Source organism: Streptomyces sp. NPDC046876, assembly GCF_040645035.1.
Classification (GTDB): domain Bacteria; phylum Actinomycetota; class Actinomycetes; order Streptomycetales; family Streptomycetaceae; genus Streptomyces.
Window position 1 is genome coordinate 91,796 of the sequence record NZ_JBEYXK010000014.1, and the last position, 16,307, is coordinate 108,102.

The 16,307-nt window shown below is 71.1% G+C and carries 17 protein-coding genes and 1 pseudogene; 12 read left to right on the plus strand and 6 right to left on the minus strand.

The annotated features are described in order from the left end of the window. The first annotated feature begins 44 nt into the window (after window positions 1-44). Window positions 45-2,519, plus strand: a complete 2,475-nt coding sequence (locus ABZ924_RS11435; protein WP_361907010.1) for a molybdopterin-dependent oxidoreductase — start codon at window positions 45-47, stop codon at window positions 2,517-2,519. Beyond that, complete coding sequence (locus ABZ924_RS11440; protein ID WP_361907012.1) at window positions 2,516-2,986, plus strand: hypothetical protein; 471 nt, start codon at window positions 2,516-2,518, stop codon at window positions 2,984-2,986. The genes ABZ924_RS11435 and ABZ924_RS11440 overlap by 4 nt, the downstream gene beginning before the upstream one ends. 88 nt (window positions 2,987-3,074) lie before the next feature. Here ABZ924_RS11440 and ABZ924_RS11445 read toward each other — a convergent pair whose 3' ends face one another. Then, window positions 3,075-4,667: an MFS transporter gene (locus ABZ924_RS11445; protein WP_361907013.1), complete on the minus strand. Its 1,593-nt coding sequence runs from the start codon at window positions 4,665-4,667 to the stop codon at window positions 3,075-3,077. Between the two features lie 80 nt (window positions 4,668-4,747). Between ABZ924_RS11445 and ABZ924_RS11450 the strand changes: the two genes are divergently transcribed. From ABZ924_RS11450 to ABZ924_RS11490, 9 genes are all read left to right on the plus strand, one after another. Beyond that, window positions 4,748-4,918 (plus strand): ribbon-helix-helix domain-containing protein, encoded by a 171-nt coding sequence (locus ABZ924_RS11450; RefSeq protein WP_361907015.1) that lies wholly within the window; start codon window positions 4,748-4,750, stop codon window positions 4,916-4,918. Then, window positions 4,915-5,259: a VOC family protein gene (locus ABZ924_RS11455; protein WP_361907017.1), complete on the plus strand. Its 345-nt coding sequence runs from the start codon at window positions 4,915-4,917 to the stop codon at window positions 5,257-5,259. The genes ABZ924_RS11450 and ABZ924_RS11455 overlap by 4 nt, the downstream gene beginning before the upstream one ends. Window positions 5,260-5,451: 192 nt before the next feature. Beyond that, the gene (locus ABZ924_RS11460; protein WP_361907019.1) at window positions 5,452-6,561 is read left to right on the plus strand and encodes an FAD-binding oxidoreductase; all 1,110 of its coding nucleotides are present in this window, start codon (window positions 5,452-5,454) and stop codon (window positions 6,559-6,561) included. 270 nt (window positions 6,562-6,831) lie between these two features. Continuing rightward, window positions 6,832-7,797 carry a hypothetical protein gene (locus ABZ924_RS11465; RefSeq protein ID WP_361907021.1) on the plus strand — a complete coding sequence of 322 codons (966 nt, stop codon included), beginning with the start codon at window positions 6,832-6,834 and terminating at the stop codon, window positions 7,795-7,797. After that, window positions 7,700-8,917: an FAD-binding oxidoreductase gene (locus ABZ924_RS11470; RefSeq protein WP_361907023.1), complete on the plus strand. Its 1,218-nt coding sequence runs from the start codon at window positions 7,700-7,702 to the stop codon at window positions 8,915-8,917. Before ABZ924_RS11465 ends, ABZ924_RS11470 begins: the two co-directional genes overlap by 98 nt. Before the next feature lie 82 nt (window positions 8,918-8,999). Next, window positions 9,000-10,037, plus strand: a complete 1,038-nt coding sequence (locus ABZ924_RS11475) for a class I SAM-dependent methyltransferase (RefSeq protein WP_361907025.1) — start codon at window positions 9,000-9,002, stop codon at window positions 10,035-10,037. Then, window positions 10,034-10,414 (plus strand): cupin domain-containing protein, encoded by a 381-nt coding sequence (locus ABZ924_RS11480; RefSeq protein WP_361907027.1) that lies wholly within the window; start codon window positions 10,034-10,036, stop codon window positions 10,412-10,414. Before ABZ924_RS11475 ends, ABZ924_RS11480 begins: the two co-directional genes overlap by 4 nt. Beyond that, a complete protein-coding gene (locus ABZ924_RS11485) occupies window positions 10,411-11,472 on the plus strand; it encodes a histidinol-phosphate transaminase (RefSeq protein WP_361907029.1) in 1,062 nt (353 codons plus the stop codon). Before ABZ924_RS11480 ends, ABZ924_RS11485 begins: the two co-directional genes overlap by 4 nt. A gap of 42 nt (window positions 11,473-11,514) precedes the next feature. Next, window positions 11,515-11,985 (plus strand): VOC family protein, encoded by a 471-nt coding sequence (locus ABZ924_RS11490; RefSeq protein WP_361907031.1) that lies wholly within the window; start codon window positions 11,515-11,517, stop codon window positions 11,983-11,985. Between the two features lie 44 nt (window positions 11,986-12,029). Here the strand turns inward: ABZ924_RS11490 and ABZ924_RS11495 are convergent, their stop codons facing one another. The 3 genes from ABZ924_RS11495 to ABZ924_RS11505 form a co-directional block, all read right to left on the minus strand. Next, entirely contained in the window at window positions 12,030-12,251 is a 222-nt protein-coding gene (locus ABZ924_RS11495; protein WP_361907033.1) for a hypothetical protein, read from the minus strand. Window positions 12,252-12,298: 47 nt separating this feature from the next. After that, complete coding sequence (locus ABZ924_RS11500) at window positions 12,299-12,655, minus strand: helix-turn-helix domain-containing protein (protein ID WP_361907034.1); 357 nt, start codon at window positions 12,653-12,655, stop codon at window positions 12,299-12,301. Between the two features lie 395 nt (window positions 12,656-13,050). Beyond that, entirely contained in the window at window positions 13,051-13,818 is a 768-nt protein-coding gene (locus ABZ924_RS11505) for an SDR family oxidoreductase (RefSeq protein WP_361907036.1), read from the minus strand. A 241-nt stretch (window positions 13,819-14,059) separates the two neighbouring features. Here ABZ924_RS11505 and ABZ924_RS11510 point away from each other — a divergent pair. Then, window positions 14,060-14,719 (plus strand): annotated as a pseudogene (locus ABZ924_RS11510) (alkaline phosphatase PhoX). Between the two features lie 84 nt (window positions 14,720-14,803). On the opposite strand, the gene ABZ924_RS11515 reads toward ABZ924_RS11510, so the two are convergent. Together ABZ924_RS11515 and ABZ924_RS11520 are read right to left on the minus strand one after the other, a co-directional pair. Next, window positions 14,804-15,916 (minus strand): aryl-sulfate sulfotransferase, encoded by a 1,113-nt coding sequence (locus ABZ924_RS11515; protein WP_361907038.1) that lies wholly within the window; start codon window positions 15,914-15,916, stop codon window positions 14,804-14,806. Window positions 15,917-15,934: 18 nt separating this feature from the next. Further along, window positions 15,935-16,201 carry a hypothetical protein gene (locus tag ABZ924_RS11520; protein ID WP_361907040.1) on the minus strand — a complete coding sequence of 89 codons (267 nt, stop codon included), beginning with the start codon at window positions 16,199-16,201 and terminating at the stop codon, window positions 15,935-15,937. Window positions 16,202-16,307: the final 106 nt, after the last annotated feature.

Consider the following 16,307-nt stretch of genomic DNA (forward strand, 5'->3'; position numbering starts at 1 on the left):
AGACGCCGGTGACCGGTTCCGCCCCCGCGAGAGGAGCAAGGGCGATGGGAGCACCTGTGGAGCGCGCCGGCCGCGCCGACCGGATCGCACACCCCTGGGGCAGCCGCACGCCCTACCGGCGCGGCGCCCCCTGGCCCGCCCGTACGGACGGCCACCTGGCCCCCGGCACCCTGCCCGGGGACGTCGACGCGTGGGTGCCCTCCGCGTCCCTGCTGCACTCCAACGGCGACGCCATGGACATCGCCGTGCGCGACGGCCGCATCGTCGGGGTCCGCGGCTGCACCGGTGACCGGGTCAACCGCGGCCGACTCGGCCCGAAGGACCTCTTCGGCTGGCAGGCCAACCACTCCGGGGACCGGCTGCGCACACCGCTGATCCGCCGGGACGGCCGCCTGCAGGAGTGCTCCTGGGACACCGCCCTCGCCGCCGTCGCCGACCGCACCACGTCCCTCCTGGAGGAAGACGGCCCGGGCTCGATCGGTTTCTACACCACCGGGCAGCTGTTCCTCGAGGAGTACTACACGCTCGCCGTGCTGGCCCGGGCCGGCATCGGCACCCACCACCTCGACGGCAACACCCGCATGTGCACGGCCACCGCCGCCGAGGCGCTCAAGGAGACCTTCGGCTGCGACGGCCAGCCGGGCTCGTACACGGACGTCGACCACGCCGACGCCCTCGCCCTCTTCGGGCACAACATGGCCGAGACCCAGCCCGTGCTGTGGATGCGGGTGCTCGACCGGCTGGCCGGACCGGATCCGCCGCGCCTGCTCTGCGTCGACCCCCGCCCCACCCCCGTGGCCCGGGCCGCCGACGTACACCTGGCCCCCCGTACGGGCACGAACCTGGCGCTGCTCAACGCCCTGCTGCACGAGGTCCTCCGCCACGGCTGGATCGACCGCGCCTACCTGGAGGCCCACACCGTCGGCTTCGACGGGCTGGAGCAGCAGGTGGCGGACTGCACACCGCAGTGGGCGGCCGGGATCTGCGACGTGCCCGCCGCCGCGATCGGCGAGGCCGCCGAACTCCTCGGCGCAGCCGACCGGCTGCTGTCCACCGTGCTCCAGGGTGTCTACCAGTCCCACCAGGCCACCGCGGCCGCCGTCCAGGTCAACAACCTGCACCTGGTGCGCGGCATGCTGGGCCGCCCCGGCTGCGGCGTCCTGCAGATGAACGGCCAGCCCACCGCCCAGAACACCCGCGAGACCGGCGCCGACGGCGACCTGCCGGGCTTCCGCAACTGGCAGAACGACGCGCACGTCCGGGAGCTGGCCCGGATCTGGAACGTCGCCCCCGAGACCATCCCGCACTACGGGCCGCCCACCCACGCCATGCAGATCTTCCGCTACGCCGAGCAGGGCTCGGTCAAGATGCTGTGGATCAGCGGCACCAACCCGGCGGTCTCGCTGCCCGACCTCGGCCGCATCCGCTCCGTCCTCGGGCAGGAGGGCCTCTTCACCGTGGTGCAGGACCTGTTCGCGACCGAGACGGCGCAGTACGCGGACGTCGTGCTGCCCGCCGCCACGTGGGGCGAGAAGACCGGCACGTTCACCAACGCCGACCGCACCGTCCACCTGTCGGAGAAGGCGGTGGAGCCGCCCGGCCTCGCCCGCGCCGACCTGAACATCTTCCTCGACTACGCCCGCCGCATGGACTTCCGCGACCGTGACGGCGGACCGCTCGTCACCTGGGGGACCGCGCAGGAGGCCTTCGAGGCCTGGCAGCGGTGCAGTGCCGGGCGCCCCTGCGACTACACGGGCATCACCTACGACCGGCTGCGCGGCTCCGGGGGCATCCAGTGGCCCTGTACCGAGGCCGCGCCCGGGGGCACCGAGCGCCTGTACACCGACGGCATCAGCTGGGCGGCCCCCGACGACTGCGAGACGTACGGCAGGGACCTGCTGACCGGCGCGGCGGTCGAGGAGGAGGAGTACCGGGCGCTCAACCCCGAGGGCAAGGCGGTCATCAAGGCCGCGGCCTACGCGCCGCCGCACGAGGAGCCGGACGGGGAGTTCCCGCTGCGGCTCACCACGGGCCGTACCCTCTACCACTTCCACACCCGGACCAAGACCGGCCGGGTGCCGCAGCTCAACGCGGCGGCGCCGGAGGTGTGGGCCGAGCTCAGCCCCGCCGAGGCGGACGCGCACGGCCTGCGCGAGGGCGACCTGATCGAGGTGGCCACCGCGCGCGGTCGGGTCCTGGCCCGGCTGCGGATCACCGCGATCCGCGACGGGCTGGTCTTCCTGCCGTTCCACTACGGCTACTGGGACACTCCTCAGGGGGACGGCCCGGGCGAGGGGCGCGCCGGCCGGGCCGCCAACGAGACCACCGTCACCGACTGGGACCCGGTCTCCAAGCAGCCCCTCTTCAAGACCGCCGCGGCCCGGGTCGCCCTCGTCGAGCGCGGCGACGGCACCCCGGCTCCGGCACCCACCACCACGGCCTCGGCGCCCGCCGACCCGGACGGGGCCCCGGCCACCACCGGCGGGCCCGGGGCCCGCGCGACGGAGGAGCCGTCATGAACGCGATCGCGGTCACCCTGCGGGAACTCCACCGCGGAGAGCAGGAGCTCGACCGGGCGCTGCGGGCCGCGGCGGAGCGCCACGGGGCCGAGGTGGAGGTCCGCCACGTGGCCCTCGACCTCGCCCGCTGGTCCCGCGAGCACAGCGACCGGCTCGCCGCCCTCGGCCCCCGGTACGGAACGGACAGTGACGCAACGACCGCATCGACCGGCGCAACCGGCCCCACCGTGGGGGATCCCCCGGACCTGCCGGACGGGCTGGTGCTGCTGCGCGACCTGGGCCGCCTGCACCTCGCAGCCGTATGGAACTCGCTGCACTGGGAGATGCTCGCCCAGGCTGCGCAGGCCACGCGCGACCAACGCCTCCTCGAGGTGTGCACGGCCTGCCACCCGCAGACGATCCGGCAGATGAAGTGGGCCAACACCATGATCAAGACCCTGTCCCCACAGGTGCTGAGCAGCTCCTGATCCCAAGAGCCCGGCACTGGACTCGACACCACGGGCCGTGTCGAGTGCAGTGCCGGTTGCCGCTTGGATCCCGGTACGGCCGGGGCTGCTACGCCTGCGGCTGCGGGGCTCCGGCCCCCTGCGGCTGGGGACGGCCCCCGGGCCCGCCCGGACCGCCGCCCGGACCGCCCGGGCCGCCCTGGGGGACGAAGTCCTTGGCGCGGATGAGGGCGAAGGCCAGGACGCCGCCGACGAGGGCGATGATGCCGCTGGCGTACAGCAGGTCGTTCAGGGACGTGGCGAAGCCGGCGTGGACGGCGTGCTCCACCTGGCCGCGCAGCTCCGGCGGGGCGGAGGCGATCGCCTGGCCCGGGGCGCCCATGCGGATGGAGTCCGCGATCGTGTCGGTCTGACCCTGGAGGGAGGGGACGGCCGAGAGCCGCTCGCGCAGGGCGTCGTGGAGGGAGGCGGTGAAGATCGAGCCGTACAGGGCGATGCCGACGGCGATGCCCACCTGGCGGAAGGTCTGGTTCACGCCGGAGGCCATGCCGGCCCGCCACACGGGGACCACACCGATGGCGGTCGAGGCCAGCGGCGGGTTGACCATGCCGGCGCCGATGCCCGTGACGATGAAGCCCGGGATGAGGTGGGTCCAGTCCGAATCGGCGGAGACGCCCGTCATGAGCAGCAGGCCGACACCCACCACGACGAGGCCCGGGCCGATCAGCCACCGGGTCGGGACCCGGCTCATCACCCGGCCGGCCACCATGGCGGCGACGAGCGTGGCGCCGGAGCTGACCAGGAGGCGGGCGCCGGTGCCCATCGCGCTGTAGCCGAGGTCGTTCTGGAGGTACAGCACGAGGTAGATGAACATCGCGAACAGCGAGGCGTTCATCGCGAACGCCGCGATGGACCCGCCGAGGAAGGTCGGGGTCCGCAGCAGCGACAGGTCGAACATCGGCTCGGACACCCGCGATTCGACCACCACGAAGGCGATCAGGAACACCGCGGCCAGCGCGAAGCAGATCAGCACGCCCCGCTCGTCCCATGCCGTGTCACTCGCCCGGATCAGGGCGTAGACGAGGCTGAACAGGCCGGCGGTGAGCGGCACGATGCCCAGCCAGTCGACCTTGGAGGCGCGCGGCGGACGGGACTCGTCCACCAGGCGCAGCGTGATGACGAGCGCGGCGATGCCGATCGGCAGGTTCACGAGGAAGATGCCGCGCCAGCTGATCCCGCTGGTGATCACACCGCCCAGCACCGGGCCGAGGGCGGTCGCGACACCCGCGACGGCGCCCCAGATGCCGAAGGCCGCCCCCCGCTCCCTGCCCTGGAAGGCGCCGGCGAGCAGCGCGAGGGAGGTGGCGAAGAGGATCGCGCCGCCGACGCCCTGCACCGCGCGCGACAGGATCAGCGTCAGCTGGTCCTGGGCGACGCCGCACAGCAGCGATCCCGCCGTGAAGACCGCCAAGCCGATGACGAACAGGCGCCGCCTGCCGTACAGGTCGGCCAGGGAGCCGGAGGTGAGCAGGAGGGCCGCCAGACTTAACGCGTAAGCGTCCGTCGTCCATTGCAGACCGCTGAAGCTCGCGTCCAGTGAGTGCTGGATGTCCGGCAGTGCGACCGCGACGATCGTGACGTCGAGCAGCAGCATGAACGTCGCAGCACACACCACCAGCAGCGTCCACCATTGGCGTTTCATCGTTCGGAGCCCTCCTCGGCTCGTAACTCTCTTGTTGCCGCCCATAGGTGAATGGGCGTCAGAAGTGCTAGCATGCTAGCATGCGTGCAGAAGTGAAACAGTTCAACGTCTACTTGCCGGTGGAGCTCATCCGGCAGATCAAGCACCATGCCATCGAGAACGAGCAGTCGCTCTCGGCCCTGGTCGCCGAGGCGTTGCGCACGTACCTCGACGCATCCGAACAGGAACCTCCGAAGGGAAAGCAGGCATGACCACCGAAGGCATCGAAGGTGTCTACCTCGAGACCCACAACTGGGGAAAGGCGGCCAAGTTCTTCCAGACGCTGGGCTACAACGTCGAGTTCTCGACTCCCGAAGGCTCGGGAATGCTCCGCAACGGTGACGGGCCCTACCTCCTCCTTGCCGAAATTCCCGAGGACCAGAAGCCCGAGGTCCAGGTGGTGCTGAAGGTCGCGGACGCCGGCGAGTTCATCGCCGACCCGTCCGTCGAGGTGGTCACGCCGTTCGAGGAAACGCACTACGGAACGCAGGAGATGAAGGTGCGCGACCCCGACGGGCGGGTCTGGAGCCTGCAGGCGCCGATCAAGAAGTAAGCAGGAGGCAGCTGCCCTCATGCCCCCATGGTCCGCCCCTTCGTCGCACCCGCCGACGAGGGGGCGGACTTTCTGTCAACTCGCCCTCCGCGAACCGGTCGTGAACCTGACACAGGGGCGCCGGCGTTCTTTGACCGGTTCCCGACCCCCTCCCCATGATTCGGTCCGTCGGCCACATCACGGGAGATTTGCATGTCCGAGCAGAGGAACAGCACAGAATTACTGGTCATCGGCACCGGGGTGATCGCCGCGTCCATCGCTTACCACGCCGCGGAGGCGGGCGTCGGCGTCATCCGGCTGGAACGGGAACGGTCCGCGGAGACCGCGACACAGACCGCCGGTGCATTTCGCACGTATTTTCCCGGCCAGGTCCACGACTCCGAACTGGTGGCGCGCAGCCTGACCGATTTCCGCGCCTTCGGCAGCACCCTGGGCGCCGATCTCGGGATGGCGCAGACCGGAATGCTCGTCGTGGCCGCCACGGCCGAGCAGGCCGCCGAGCTGGAAGCGGAGGTGCCCGCCCAGCGTGACGCCGGCGTGGAGCTGGAGCTGCTGACCGCCGCACAGGTCGCCGCGCGCAACCCCTGGCTGGACCCGGCGGGCATCGAGGCGGGCATCTGGTGTCCGCAGATGATCCACCTCCGGGCGGACGAGGTCCTGCGCGGCTATACCGAGGGCGCGCAGAAGCACGGCGCGCGCACGGTCGGCGGGGCCCGCGTGACGGCACTGGACGCCGCGTCCGGCCGTGTCGCCACCACTGCGGGCGAGTTCACCGCCGAGGCGGTCGTCATCGCGGACGCGCAGGGCAGCGGGGGCATCGCCGAGCTGACCGGGCTGAAGCTTCCGCTGCGGGACCAGTTCGCCGAACTGTTCCGTACCGACCCGGTCGGCGACGGCGGTGGCGCCGTCGCGGCGCCGTTCACCTTCCACCCCGCGGCCGGCCTGAAGACGATGGCCATGGGCCCCTCGTTCCTGGTGGGGCTCGAACGCTTCGGCGACGATCCCGGCCTGCGGGCGGTCTGGCACGCGGAGGCCGCCGCCGAGGTGGCGCAGCGCTACCCGCGCCTGCGTGACGCCGCGCTGCACAGTGCCTGGACCGGGACCCTGGAGGTCACCCCCTCCAAAACGGCGCTCATCGGCAGGGCGGACGGTCCGAACGAACGGATCCTCTACGCGACCGGGTTCAGCGGCCACGAGCTCGGCCAGGCGCCCGCCGCCGGCCGGATCGTCCGCGACCTCCACCTCGGCCGCCGTCCCGGCGTCGACCTCACGCCGTTCTCACTCGCGCACAACGGGGCCTGACGACCGTCCTCCATTCCCCATCTTTCCCATTCCCCAACACCCCTCGAATTCCGGTGTCCGCCGCGCGGGCACCGGAATTTTGCATTCCCGGAACGTGTCACGTTCCGGGAAATGACAAACAATTCCCAAGGTGACAGAAAAACCGGTCCGATCGGCCGACCGAAAGTCGCTGTTCTTATATTCGATTTGCGACGGCATCCAGCCCGTTGGTGGTATCCAACTCCCCGCTCTCGTCAGCGACAGGGCCGAGTAGAAGGAGCTAGGAGCACAATGCGACAAATTGAGATCGCCTGGGAGCCGATCGGCGCCAAGGTTCGGATCACTCTCGACGAGGGACGCAACGCGGATCTGGTCGAGCCGCTGTGGGCATCACTGCCGTACCGGACCCTGCAGGGCCACGCGCTCGTGGCCGGCGACTGCATGTACCACGTCCCGCCGGCGCACGATCTGCTGCACGCCGTGCCGGACTACAAGGTGGACCGCAAGATCCAGCCCAACGGCACGGTGTTCCTCTCCGCCGTGCAGCACCTGACGATCAAGTACGGCGAGCTGACCGAGCCGATGCCGACCTCGCCGATCGGCCGGGTCGTCCCCGAGGACGTGGACTCGCTGCCGAAGATCGGCCAGATGATCTGGGAGTCGGTCTACGGAAACGGCGAGCCGGTGATCGCCCACGTACGGCGCGTCGACGGGCCGTCCGGCCACGGCGTACGGCGGGTCGACGTCGGGTCCGACAAGCTGCGCGACCTGATCGAGCGGATCGCCGCGGAGACCGAGCGCGTGCTGGTCGACCCGACCGACGAGCTGCTCGACATCCACGAGGGCAAGTCCCGCGGCACCTCCGGCGCAGGGACGAAGAACTCGGTCCTGACCACCCTGGTCGCCGTGAACGGCGAGACCCGGCCGCTCGGCTACGTCAACTACACCACGCTGGTCAAGGCCGGCCGCAACATCGACATGCCGCTCTCCTCCCTGATCGAGCTGGCCCGCATCCTGCTCGTCAAGCCGACCGAATTCCTCGGCTACTGCGGAATGAACACCCTTTGGGACATCACCAAGGAAGTCGTCGCCGCATTCGACGTCATCACCACGCGCGAGGATTTCGTCGCGCTGATGGCGCAGATGGCGACGTACGTCAATGCCCTCGGTGCCTGGAACCTCCAGCTGTTCCCGTGGGACATCGAAGGCGACGACTGGACCTACCGTCCGACCATTACGAGGGGCGCGCATGTCTGAGCAGAAGAACACGGCGGAAATGCTGGTCATCGGCGGAGGGGTGATCGGCACCTCCATCGCCTACCACGCCGCCAAGGCGGGCGTCGACGTCGTCCTCGTGGAGAAGAACCAGTTCGGTTCCCGGACCACCTCCCAGACCGCCCGAGCTTTCCGCACCTATTTCCCCCGCAAGCCGCACGACTCCGAGCTGGCGACGCGCAGCCTCGCGGAATTCCGGCAGTTCGCCGCGGACACGGGCGTCGACGTCGGACTGCAGGACCTGGGGCTGCTGACGATCCTCACCAGCCCGCAGCAGGCGGCCGAGCTGGAGGCCGACCTCGCGGACCACCGCGAGGCCGGAGCCGCGGTGGAGATGATCACGGCCGCGCGGGCGGTCGAGCTCAACCCCTGGCTGGACCCCGACACGATCGAGGCCGCGGTCTGGAACCCGGCGACGTACCGCATCAAGCCGGAGGCGATCGTCCGCGGGTACGCCGAGGCCGCGGAGCGGCACGGGGCGCGCCTGTACTCGCAGACCGCCGTGACCGGCATCGACGCCGACAGCGGCGTGGTCACCACCACGGCGGGCGACTTCACCGCGGAGTCCGTCGTCATCGCGGCCGGCCCGTTCAGCGGCGACGTCGCAAAGCTGGCCGGCCTGGACCTGCCGGTGTGGGGGCAGTTCGCGGAGCTGCTGCACTCCGACCCGCTCCGCACCGACCGCGACATCCACAACCTGCCGTTCACCTTCCACCCCGTCTCCGGGCTGAAGACGATGGGCATGGGCAAGGCGGTCCTCGTCGGTCTGGAGCGCATCTCGAAGCAGGACGGCCTGCGGGACATCTGGTACCAGGCCGCCGTCGACGAACTGCCGAAGTGGTACCCCGAGCTCGAAGGGCTCACGCTGCACAGCGCCTGGACCGGCACCCTGGACGTCACGCCCACGAAGTCGGCCATCATCGGCAAGGGCAGCGGCAAGCACGAGCGCATCCTCTTCGCCGCCGGATTCACCGGTCACGGCCTGGCGCAGGCGCCCCTCGCCGGCCAGATCGTCCGGGACCTCCACCTCGGCAAGTCGCCGGGCGTCGACCTCACCCCGTACTCCCTGGCCACCAACCTGGCCCGGCTCGAGGCCTTCTGACCCGGCCTTCTGACCAGGTCCTGCTCGCGGCGGGCGGAGCCCCCACCGCCCCGCCCGCCGCCATCCTGAGAGGAGTAGACCATTGTCGCCGGTACACACGCTGACCGCCCCGTGGCAAGGGGAGGCGCAGACCCCGCTCCACCCCGACACCGCCTTCAACGGATTCGTCTGCGCGCACGTCCTGCACGCACTGGAACGCCTTGGCCTGTTTCGCAGAGTGGAGGACGAAGGCTCCGTGGAGGTGCCCTCGTTCTGCCGTGAACACCACCTGGACCACGCCGTCGTCCACGCCCTGGTCCGCGCCGCGGAATCCTTCGGCTACCTGGCCGTGAGCGGGGACCGCGTCCGTGCGACCCGCACCGGGGAGGAGGTCCGCCAGGCGATCGGCTTCTTCACCTGGGGCGTCGGCGGCTACCACGACGTCTTCGCGAACGCCGCAGCCGTCGCCCGCGGGGAGCGCCGGTTCGGCGTCGACCTCCACCGCGACGAGGGCATGGTGGCGCTCGGCTCGGCCCAGGCGGACTCCGCGCTCATGCGGCACCTCCTGGACCAGGAGATCTCCCGGCTCGACTTCACCACCCTCGTCGACCTCGGAGCCGGCGTCAGCGAGCGGGTCTCCCGCCTGGTGAAGGCGCGCCCCGGAAGCCGTGGCATCGGTATCGACATCAGCAAGTCCGCCACCGAGCTCGGGGCCGAGACCGTCGAGCGGTACGGGCTGCGCGGAACCGTCGAGCCGGTGTGCGCGGACGTGCTCGACATCCTGTTCAACGACCACCGCGTCGAGGGCGCCGACGAGGCCGACGTCGTCATGAGCTTCATGTTCCTGCACGACCTGCTCGTCGACCCCGAGCGCCGCGACCAGGTGATCCCCCGGCTGCGTGCCGCCTTCCCCAAGGCCAACACGTTCCTGCTGGGCGACACCACCGTCAGGCCGAGGAACGGCGAGGACACCCTGCCGATCTTCTCCAGCGGCTTCGAACTGGCGCACGCCCTCATGGGCGTTCCCATCTACACCCGCGAGGCCTACGAGGAGCTCTTCGCCAAGGGCGGCATGCACCTGCGCAGCGCGGTCCCCTTCGGCGCCCCGCACACCTACCTCTTCGTGCTGGAGGCGGCATGAGCGCGGCGACCACCGCGGAGATCGTCTCCGCGCTGCCCATCCCGCTCGCGGTGGCGGGCCACCACCAGCCGGCGCCCTTCTACCTCACGGCGGAGATGTTCGGCGGCATGCCCGTGCAGATCGCGGGCGGCGAGCTCAGCACGCTCGTCGACAAGCCGGTCGCCGCGCCCCACACCCACGAGGTCGACGAGATCTACTTCCTGATCTCGCCGGAGCCCGGGCAGGCCCGCATCGAGGTCCACCTCGACGGTGTCCTCCACGAGCTGACCTCGCCCGCCGTGATGCGCATCCCGGCCGGCAGCGAGCACTTCTTCCTCACCAAGGAAGCAGTGGTGGGCAGTTACTGCTTCGGCATCCTGCTGGGATCCCGGCTGTGACCGCACCCGTACGGCCGCAGCCGAAGGTCTACAACACCAGCGTCCCGGACGCCGACACGATGGTGCGGCTACACCTGAGCGAGAGCCCGTACGGCGCCAGCCCCGCGGCCGTGGCGGCGGCGACGAAGGCGCTGGAACGGGTGCACCGCTACCCGGCGCCGCAGCGGGAGACCCTCGTGGCGGCCCTCGCCGCGCACTGGGGCGTCGCCGAGGACCAGATCGCGGTGGCCAACGGCAGCGACGAGCTGGTGCTGGCCACCGCGCTGAGCCTCGGCGACCCTTCGCGGCCCGGGCTGGTCAGCGAGGGCACCTTCCCCGGCTATCCGGAGGTCCTCGAACGCATCGGCCGCGGGGCGGTCGCACGGCCGCTGCGCGACGGCGCCGTCGACGTGGCGGACTTCGCGGACAGGCTCCCGGAACACGGCATCGGATACGTGTGCAACCCGCACAACCCGTCCGGGACCGCACTGGCCCGGGAGGACTTCGCGAGACTGGTCGCCGCGGCCGACGCCGGCGGGGTACCGCTGGTGTTCGACGAGGCGTACCAGGAGTTCGGCGACCCGGGCCTGCCCCAGACGCGGGACTTCCTCGACCGGGGCGCGCCGGTCCTCGCGCTGCGCACGTTCTCCAAGGCGTACGGGCTGGCGGCGCTGCGCATCGGGTACGCCGTCGGCCGGGCCGATCTCATCGCGGAGGTCCGCCGCACGCTGAACGTCCTGCCCTTCAGCGTCAACCGCGTCGCCCAGGCGGGGGCCTTGGCCGCACTCGCCGACCAGGGGTTCCTGCGCAGGATCCGGGAGTCCACCGCGCAGCGGCGGCACTGGTTCCACGCCGAACTGGAGCGGCGCGGATACCGGTACGTGCCCTCGGAGACCAACTTCGTCGCGGTCCGGGTGGAGGACTCGGCCACGGCGCAGGACGTCCTCGCCAAGGAGCACGGCATCCTCGTGCGGGACACCGGCATGTTCGGCTTCCCCGGCCACCTGCGCGTCTCGCTCGGCACGGAACGGGAACTGAAGCGCTTCCTGGACGCACTCGACCGGCTCACCGCCGCCTAGCCGTCCCCTCACCGAAGTCACCGAACACCACGGAGGTCAAGAATGGTCCAACCGATTCCCGACGGATATGCGGAGCTGACGGCCTACCTGGCCGTGGACGGCGCGAGCGAGGCGATCGCCTTCTACGCCGAGGCGTTCGGGGCCGAGGAGCTGGCCCGGTCCACCGCACCCAACGGCAAGATCATGCACGCGCAGATACGGATCGGCAGCACGATCGTGATGCTCTCCGACGAGCTGCGGGAGGCCGGCCTGCTCGGCCCCCGGGCCATCGGCGGCACCCCGGTCACCCTGTACCTGTTCGTCGAGGACGTCGACGCCGTCTTCGCCCGCGCCCTGAAGGCCGGGGCCACCCAGCAGCGGGAGGTCCAGGACCACTTCTTCGGCGACCGCACGGGCCAGGTGCTCGACCCGTTCGGCCACCGCTGGACGATCGCCACGCACATCGAGGACGTCCACCCGGACGACTTCGAGCGGCGCGCCGCCGAGCACATGCGCAAAGCGGTGGGCGCCTGACGCGGACGCCCCGCCCCCCGGTCCGGGGTGCGGGGCGTCCGGCTTCAGGGCCGCAGCGGCGTCGAGCGGATCCAGCTCCGCTCGGCGGGCCGGGCGATGGAGAGTCCCGCGGCCGCGAACGCCGCGGTCCGGCGGCCGGCGTCGGCGTGCAGCGCCCGGAGTGGGGAGGCGGAAGGCGGCACGTCACCATGCTCACCCACGACCCGCTGTCGGACGCCGCGGTGGACGAGCTGGTCGACTGCCTGCTGCGCTCGGTGGCTCGCCATCCACCGGCCGCGGTACCCGGCGGACGAAGCCGGCAGGGCGCGGGGACTCAGGCCCCGGCGGCCGCCTCGGCCGGGAGTTCCTTCCTGCGGGGGAGGTGCTCCCGGCCCCAGGCGCCGAGGGGTTCGAGCGCCTCGAACAGTTCCTCGCCGCTGGGGGTCAGCGAGTACGCCACGCGCAGCCGGGTGTCGTCGTGCATCGTGCGCAGGACGATCCCGTCGGCCTCCAGCTCGCGCAGCTGCTGGATCAGCACTTTCTCGCTGACTCCGGGGACGAGCCGTTTCAATGCGCCGAACCGGTGCGACTGGTGGTGCAGGGCCCAGAGAATGAGCACCTTCCACTTGCCGCTGATGACTTCCATCGCGGCGTCGAGGCCGCAGAAGACCGGCCGTGCCCTTACGCTCATTTTCTTCTCACCCTCCCCGAGTGTCCCCGTATACATGCGGGTGTCACCAGAGCCGCCAGCGTAACGAAGTGCATTGCTCGCGCGGGCGTTCACAGGATATTTCGCGCCGCTGAATTCCGCCGGAATCGGGCCCGTTCACCGGGCGAACAGGGGTGCCTGCACCTTCTGGTCGCGCAGAAACGGAGCACAGCGCCCGCAACGCCTGCTCCAGCCGGTCGACCTCGGCGTCGCTGAGGAGGGCCGACGCTCGGCGCCGCGCACCGCCACCCGTTCGGGCAGCCCGGGCCCGTCGCCATCGGCGTCTCCTTGTTCCGTCAGGGGGCAACACCGGCAGCCCGGCAGAGGCGGGGCGCATTGCTGCACCGTCTTTCTCGTGCTCCGCCCTCCGGCGAAAACTACAGGCCCTGCGGCCGGTTGATGCGCTGGCCGAGACCGCCGTCGACGTTCAGCTCCTCACCGGTGGTGAAAGTGGCGTCGAAGGCGAGGAACAGCACGGCGCGCGCGATCTCCTCGGCCGAACCGTGACGGCGCATCGGGGTGAGCTCGTCACCGATCTTCTCGAACGCCTGGAGCATCTCGGGACTGGCCCCGGTGATGCCGGCGGTCGGGGTGTGGATGAACCCGGGGCTGACCGCGTTGACCCGGATGTTCCGAGGCAGCAGCTCGGCCGCGATCACCTTGGTGAACGCCCGCACCGCGGCCTTGGATCCGGCGTACGGGCCCATGCCCGGGTTGCCCGAGTCATTGGCGATCGAGGTGGTGAAGACGATCGAGCCACCGTTCTTGACCAGCGGAGCGAGCCGCTGGGCCGTGAAGAACGCGCCCTTCACGTTCACGTTGAACGTGGTGTCGAACAACTCCTCGGTCACGTGCCCGAACGGGCCGGGCTGCGCGAAGCCGGCGTTGACGAACAGTAAGTCGATCTGCCCCAGCTTCTCCTCGACGATCCGGCCGAGGGCGTCGATGTCGCTCAGGAGCCCCGTGTCCGAGCGTATGACGTGTCCCTTGGCGCCGAGTTCGGCCTGGGCGCCGGCCAGGTTCTTCTCGTTCCGCCCCGTGACAAGTGCTTCACCCCCGGCTTCGACCAAGGCCTTGGCCGTCGCAAGCCCCATTCCGATGGTGCCGCCGGTGATAACCGCTTTCTTGCCCGCGTACGTGCTCATGAATTCCTCTCAACTGGTCCGCACGGAAAGCCGTCAGTCGAAGCGCGCTTTCCGGTCGCGGTCACAGCGTCACCCATGAAGGGCGTGGTCACAAGTACGAACATTCAGGTCAGTGGTTACCTCAAGGTATGTGGGGCACCGCGAAGAACCGTCATGAGCGGCGGATTACGGGACCTTCCCAACCTGCCCGCTCCACCCCTGCCCCGGCCCGGTCGGGGCGTCCCCTCTTCGAGGAGTGACCGTGGAACGACGTACCTTCCTGCGCGGCGCCGTCGTCGGCACGTCCGCCGCCTTCGGCGGCACGCTCATGCGGGGAGCCGCCTACGCCGCCCCCGCGCAGCCCGGCCCCGGCCCGTACGGGGCGCTGGGCGCGGCCGACGCGAACGGCATCATGCTGCCCGCCGGCTTCACCAGCCGCGTGATCGCCTGCTCCGGCCTCACCGTCGCCGGAACCTCGTACACCTGGCACAACGCCCTCGACGGCGGCGCCTGTTTCGCCGACGGCACCGGCTGGATCTACGTCTCCAACTCCGAGATCAACCCCTCGGGCGGCGCGGGCGCGGTCCGCCTGAACTCCTCCGGAACCGTGACCGCCGCGTTTACCGGATCCTCTCCGGCGCGCGCAGGAACTGCGCGGGCGGCAAGACCCCCTGGAACACCTGGCTCCCCTGCGAGGAGGCCAGCCTCGGCTTCGTCTACGAGACCGACCCGTGGCTGCCTGATCACCTCGGACGACGTGGTCGCACCCTTCCTGCGGATCACCGGGCAGTCCTCCTCCGAGATCACCGGCCCGGCGTTCTCCCCGGCCGGCGACCGGCTCTACTTCTCCAGCCGGCGCGGCGCCACCGGCAGCTCCTCGGGCGGCATCACGTACGAGGTGACGGGCCCCTTCCGCATCTGACTTGCGTACGCGGGCCGGGCCGGCCCCGGCGGGACACCTCCCGCCGGGGCCGGCCCCGCGCGGCGGGGCCATAGCCGGGGGAGGTCACAGCCAGGGGATCTCGTCCGCCCCGTAGCGGTAGGCCCGGAAGACCGAGTTCTGGGCGCCGCGGGAGGACTCCAGCCCGACCCCCGTCCCGAACGAGCCGAACTCGGGGACCACGTACTCCCACACCACGTCGCCCCCGGCGGTCACCTCGAACAGCCGGCCGAAGCTGCCCTCGGCTATGAACGTGTTGCCGTTCGGCAGCCGCTGCGCGCTCGACATGTAGGGGCTGTAGAAGTTCTGCGGCGGGTTGTCCTCGTACGCCCACACCTCCTTGCCCGTCACCGGCTCGACCTCCACCACCCGCGAGTACGGCACCGAGGTGGTGTCCCGGTAGGTGCCGTTGTCGAAGACGAGGATGTTGCCGTTGTCCAGCTCGTGCGGGTAGTGCTGCTGGGAGTGCACCTCGGGGCCGAGCCGCCAGCGCACCGAGCCGTCGGCGCGGTCCACGGCCACCGTGGTGGAGGCGCTGCGGAAGCCCACCACGACACCGCCGTCCGCGAGTTCGTTGACGGTGTTCGCCATCGGCCAGTGCTCACGGGCGAAATGCGGGTTCAGCGGCACCTCGGCCGGGTCGAGGTGCTCGATGGCGGCCCACCGCCACACCACTTCCCCCTCCCAGGTCAGCTCGTACACCACGTCCCCGTGGACCACGCCGCCCGCCGCTTCCGTACCCGGGATGCCGCCCTGGATACGGGCCGCGTCGGAGGGGTCGAGAGGCTCCACGCCGAGCAGCAGCAGGTTGCCGTTGCGCAGCAGGGACGCGTCGTGGTGGTGGAAGGGGTGGCGGACCTCGCGCAGCACCGTGCCGTCCGGGGCGATCTCCTGGAAGATGCCGCCGTGGTAGACGTCCCAGATCGGGAACAGGGACGGCCCCGAGGTGTCCTTGCCCTGGTAGAAGAGGTTGCCGTTCGGCAGGAGTCGCGCGTGGCGGCCCGGCGGATGCGGCGAGCTCCAGGAGTGCACGAGGCGGCCCTCGATGTCCACGAGCCGGACCTCGCCGGGGCCGGCGATCGGGGTGTAGAGGGTGTAGCCGCCGTAGCTGCGCTCCGGGTCGTGGGCGCGCAGTCCGACGCCGCGGCGGCGCAGGGTGTTCTGGTCGACGGTGCTCATGGTGGTCTCCGTTCGGGTTCAGTCGAGGGTGACGGCGGCCGGGTCCACGGCCTTCAGGGGAGTGGGGTTCAGGTGCCCGCGCAGGGCCGCGGCATCGGCGGAGCCGGGCAGCTGCTGGGCGGCCTTGGCCCAGCCGGCCACCTCCGCCAGCTGCGCGGTGAGCTCGGGCGTGAGCGACGCCCCGTAGGCGTAGCGGGGCTGGAAGGCCTCCACGTAGCCGGCCTGGAGCGAGCCGTGGGCCTGCGCGAGGATCGCGGTACGGGCCCCGGCCGGGTCCGCGGCCATGTCGTGGGGGGCCCGCGCCCCCCCGCGGGGCGCGCCCCCTCGCGGGGACTCTCAAGAGGGGAGCGCCCCCCCCCCCGCCCCCCCCGCCCCCCCCGCCCCCCCGCGC

Excerpts from the sequence above, each read along its gene's own strand:
- ABZ924_RS11435 (WP_361907010.1), top strand. The coding sequence starts at position 45 with ATGGGAGCACCTGTGGAGCGCGCCGGCCGCGCCGACCGGATCGCACAC.
- ABZ924_RS11440 (WP_361907012.1), top strand. The coding sequence starts at position 2,516 with ATGAACGCGATCGCGGTCACCCTGCGGGAACTCCACCGCGGAGAGCAG.
- ABZ924_RS11445 (WP_361907013.1), bottom strand. The coding sequence starts at position 4,667 with ATGAAACGCCAATGGTGGACGCTGCTGGTGGTGTGTGCTGCGACGTTC.
- ABZ924_RS11450 (WP_361907015.1), top strand. The coding sequence starts at position 4,748 with ATGCGTGCAGAAGTGAAACAGTTCAACGTCTACTTGCCGGTGGAGCTC.
- ABZ924_RS11455 (WP_361907017.1), top strand. The coding sequence starts at position 4,915 with ATGACCACCGAAGGCATCGAAGGTGTCTACCTCGAGACCCACAACTGG.
- ABZ924_RS11460 (WP_361907019.1), top strand. The coding sequence starts at position 5,452 with ATGTCCGAGCAGAGGAACAGCACAGAATTACTGGTCATCGGCACCGGG.
- ABZ924_RS11465 (WP_361907021.1), top strand. The coding sequence starts at position 6,832 with ATGCGACAAATTGAGATCGCCTGGGAGCCGATCGGCGCCAAGGTTCGG.
- ABZ924_RS11470 (WP_361907023.1), top strand. The coding sequence starts at position 7,700 with ATGCCCTCGGTGCCTGGAACCTCCAGCTGTTCCCGTGGGACATCGAAG.
- ABZ924_RS11480 (WP_361907027.1), top strand. The coding sequence starts at position 10,034 with ATGAGCGCGGCGACCACCGCGGAGATCGTCTCCGCGCTGCCCATCCCG.
- ABZ924_RS11490 (WP_361907031.1), top strand. The coding sequence starts at position 11,515 with ATGGTCCAACCGATTCCCGACGGATATGCGGAGCTGACGGCCTACCTG.
- ABZ924_RS11495 (WP_361907033.1), bottom strand. The coding sequence starts at position 12,251 with ATGGCGAGCCACCGAGCGCAGCAGGCAGTCGACCAGCTCGTCCACCGC.
- ABZ924_RS11500 (WP_361907034.1), bottom strand. The coding sequence starts at position 12,655 with ATGAGCGTAAGGGCACGGCCGGTCTTCTGCGGCCTCGACGCCGCGATG.
- ABZ924_RS11505 (WP_361907036.1), bottom strand. The coding sequence starts at position 13,818 with ATGAGCACGTACGCGGGCAAGAAAGCGGTTATCACCGGCGGCACCATC.
- ABZ924_RS11515 (WP_361907038.1), bottom strand. The coding sequence starts at position 15,916 with ATGAGCACCGTCGACCAGAACACCCTGCGCCGCCGCGGCGTCGGACTG.
- ABZ924_RS11520 (WP_361907040.1), bottom strand. The coding sequence starts at position 16,201 with ATGGCCGCGGACCCGGCCGGGGCCCGTACCGCGATCCTCGCGCAGGCC.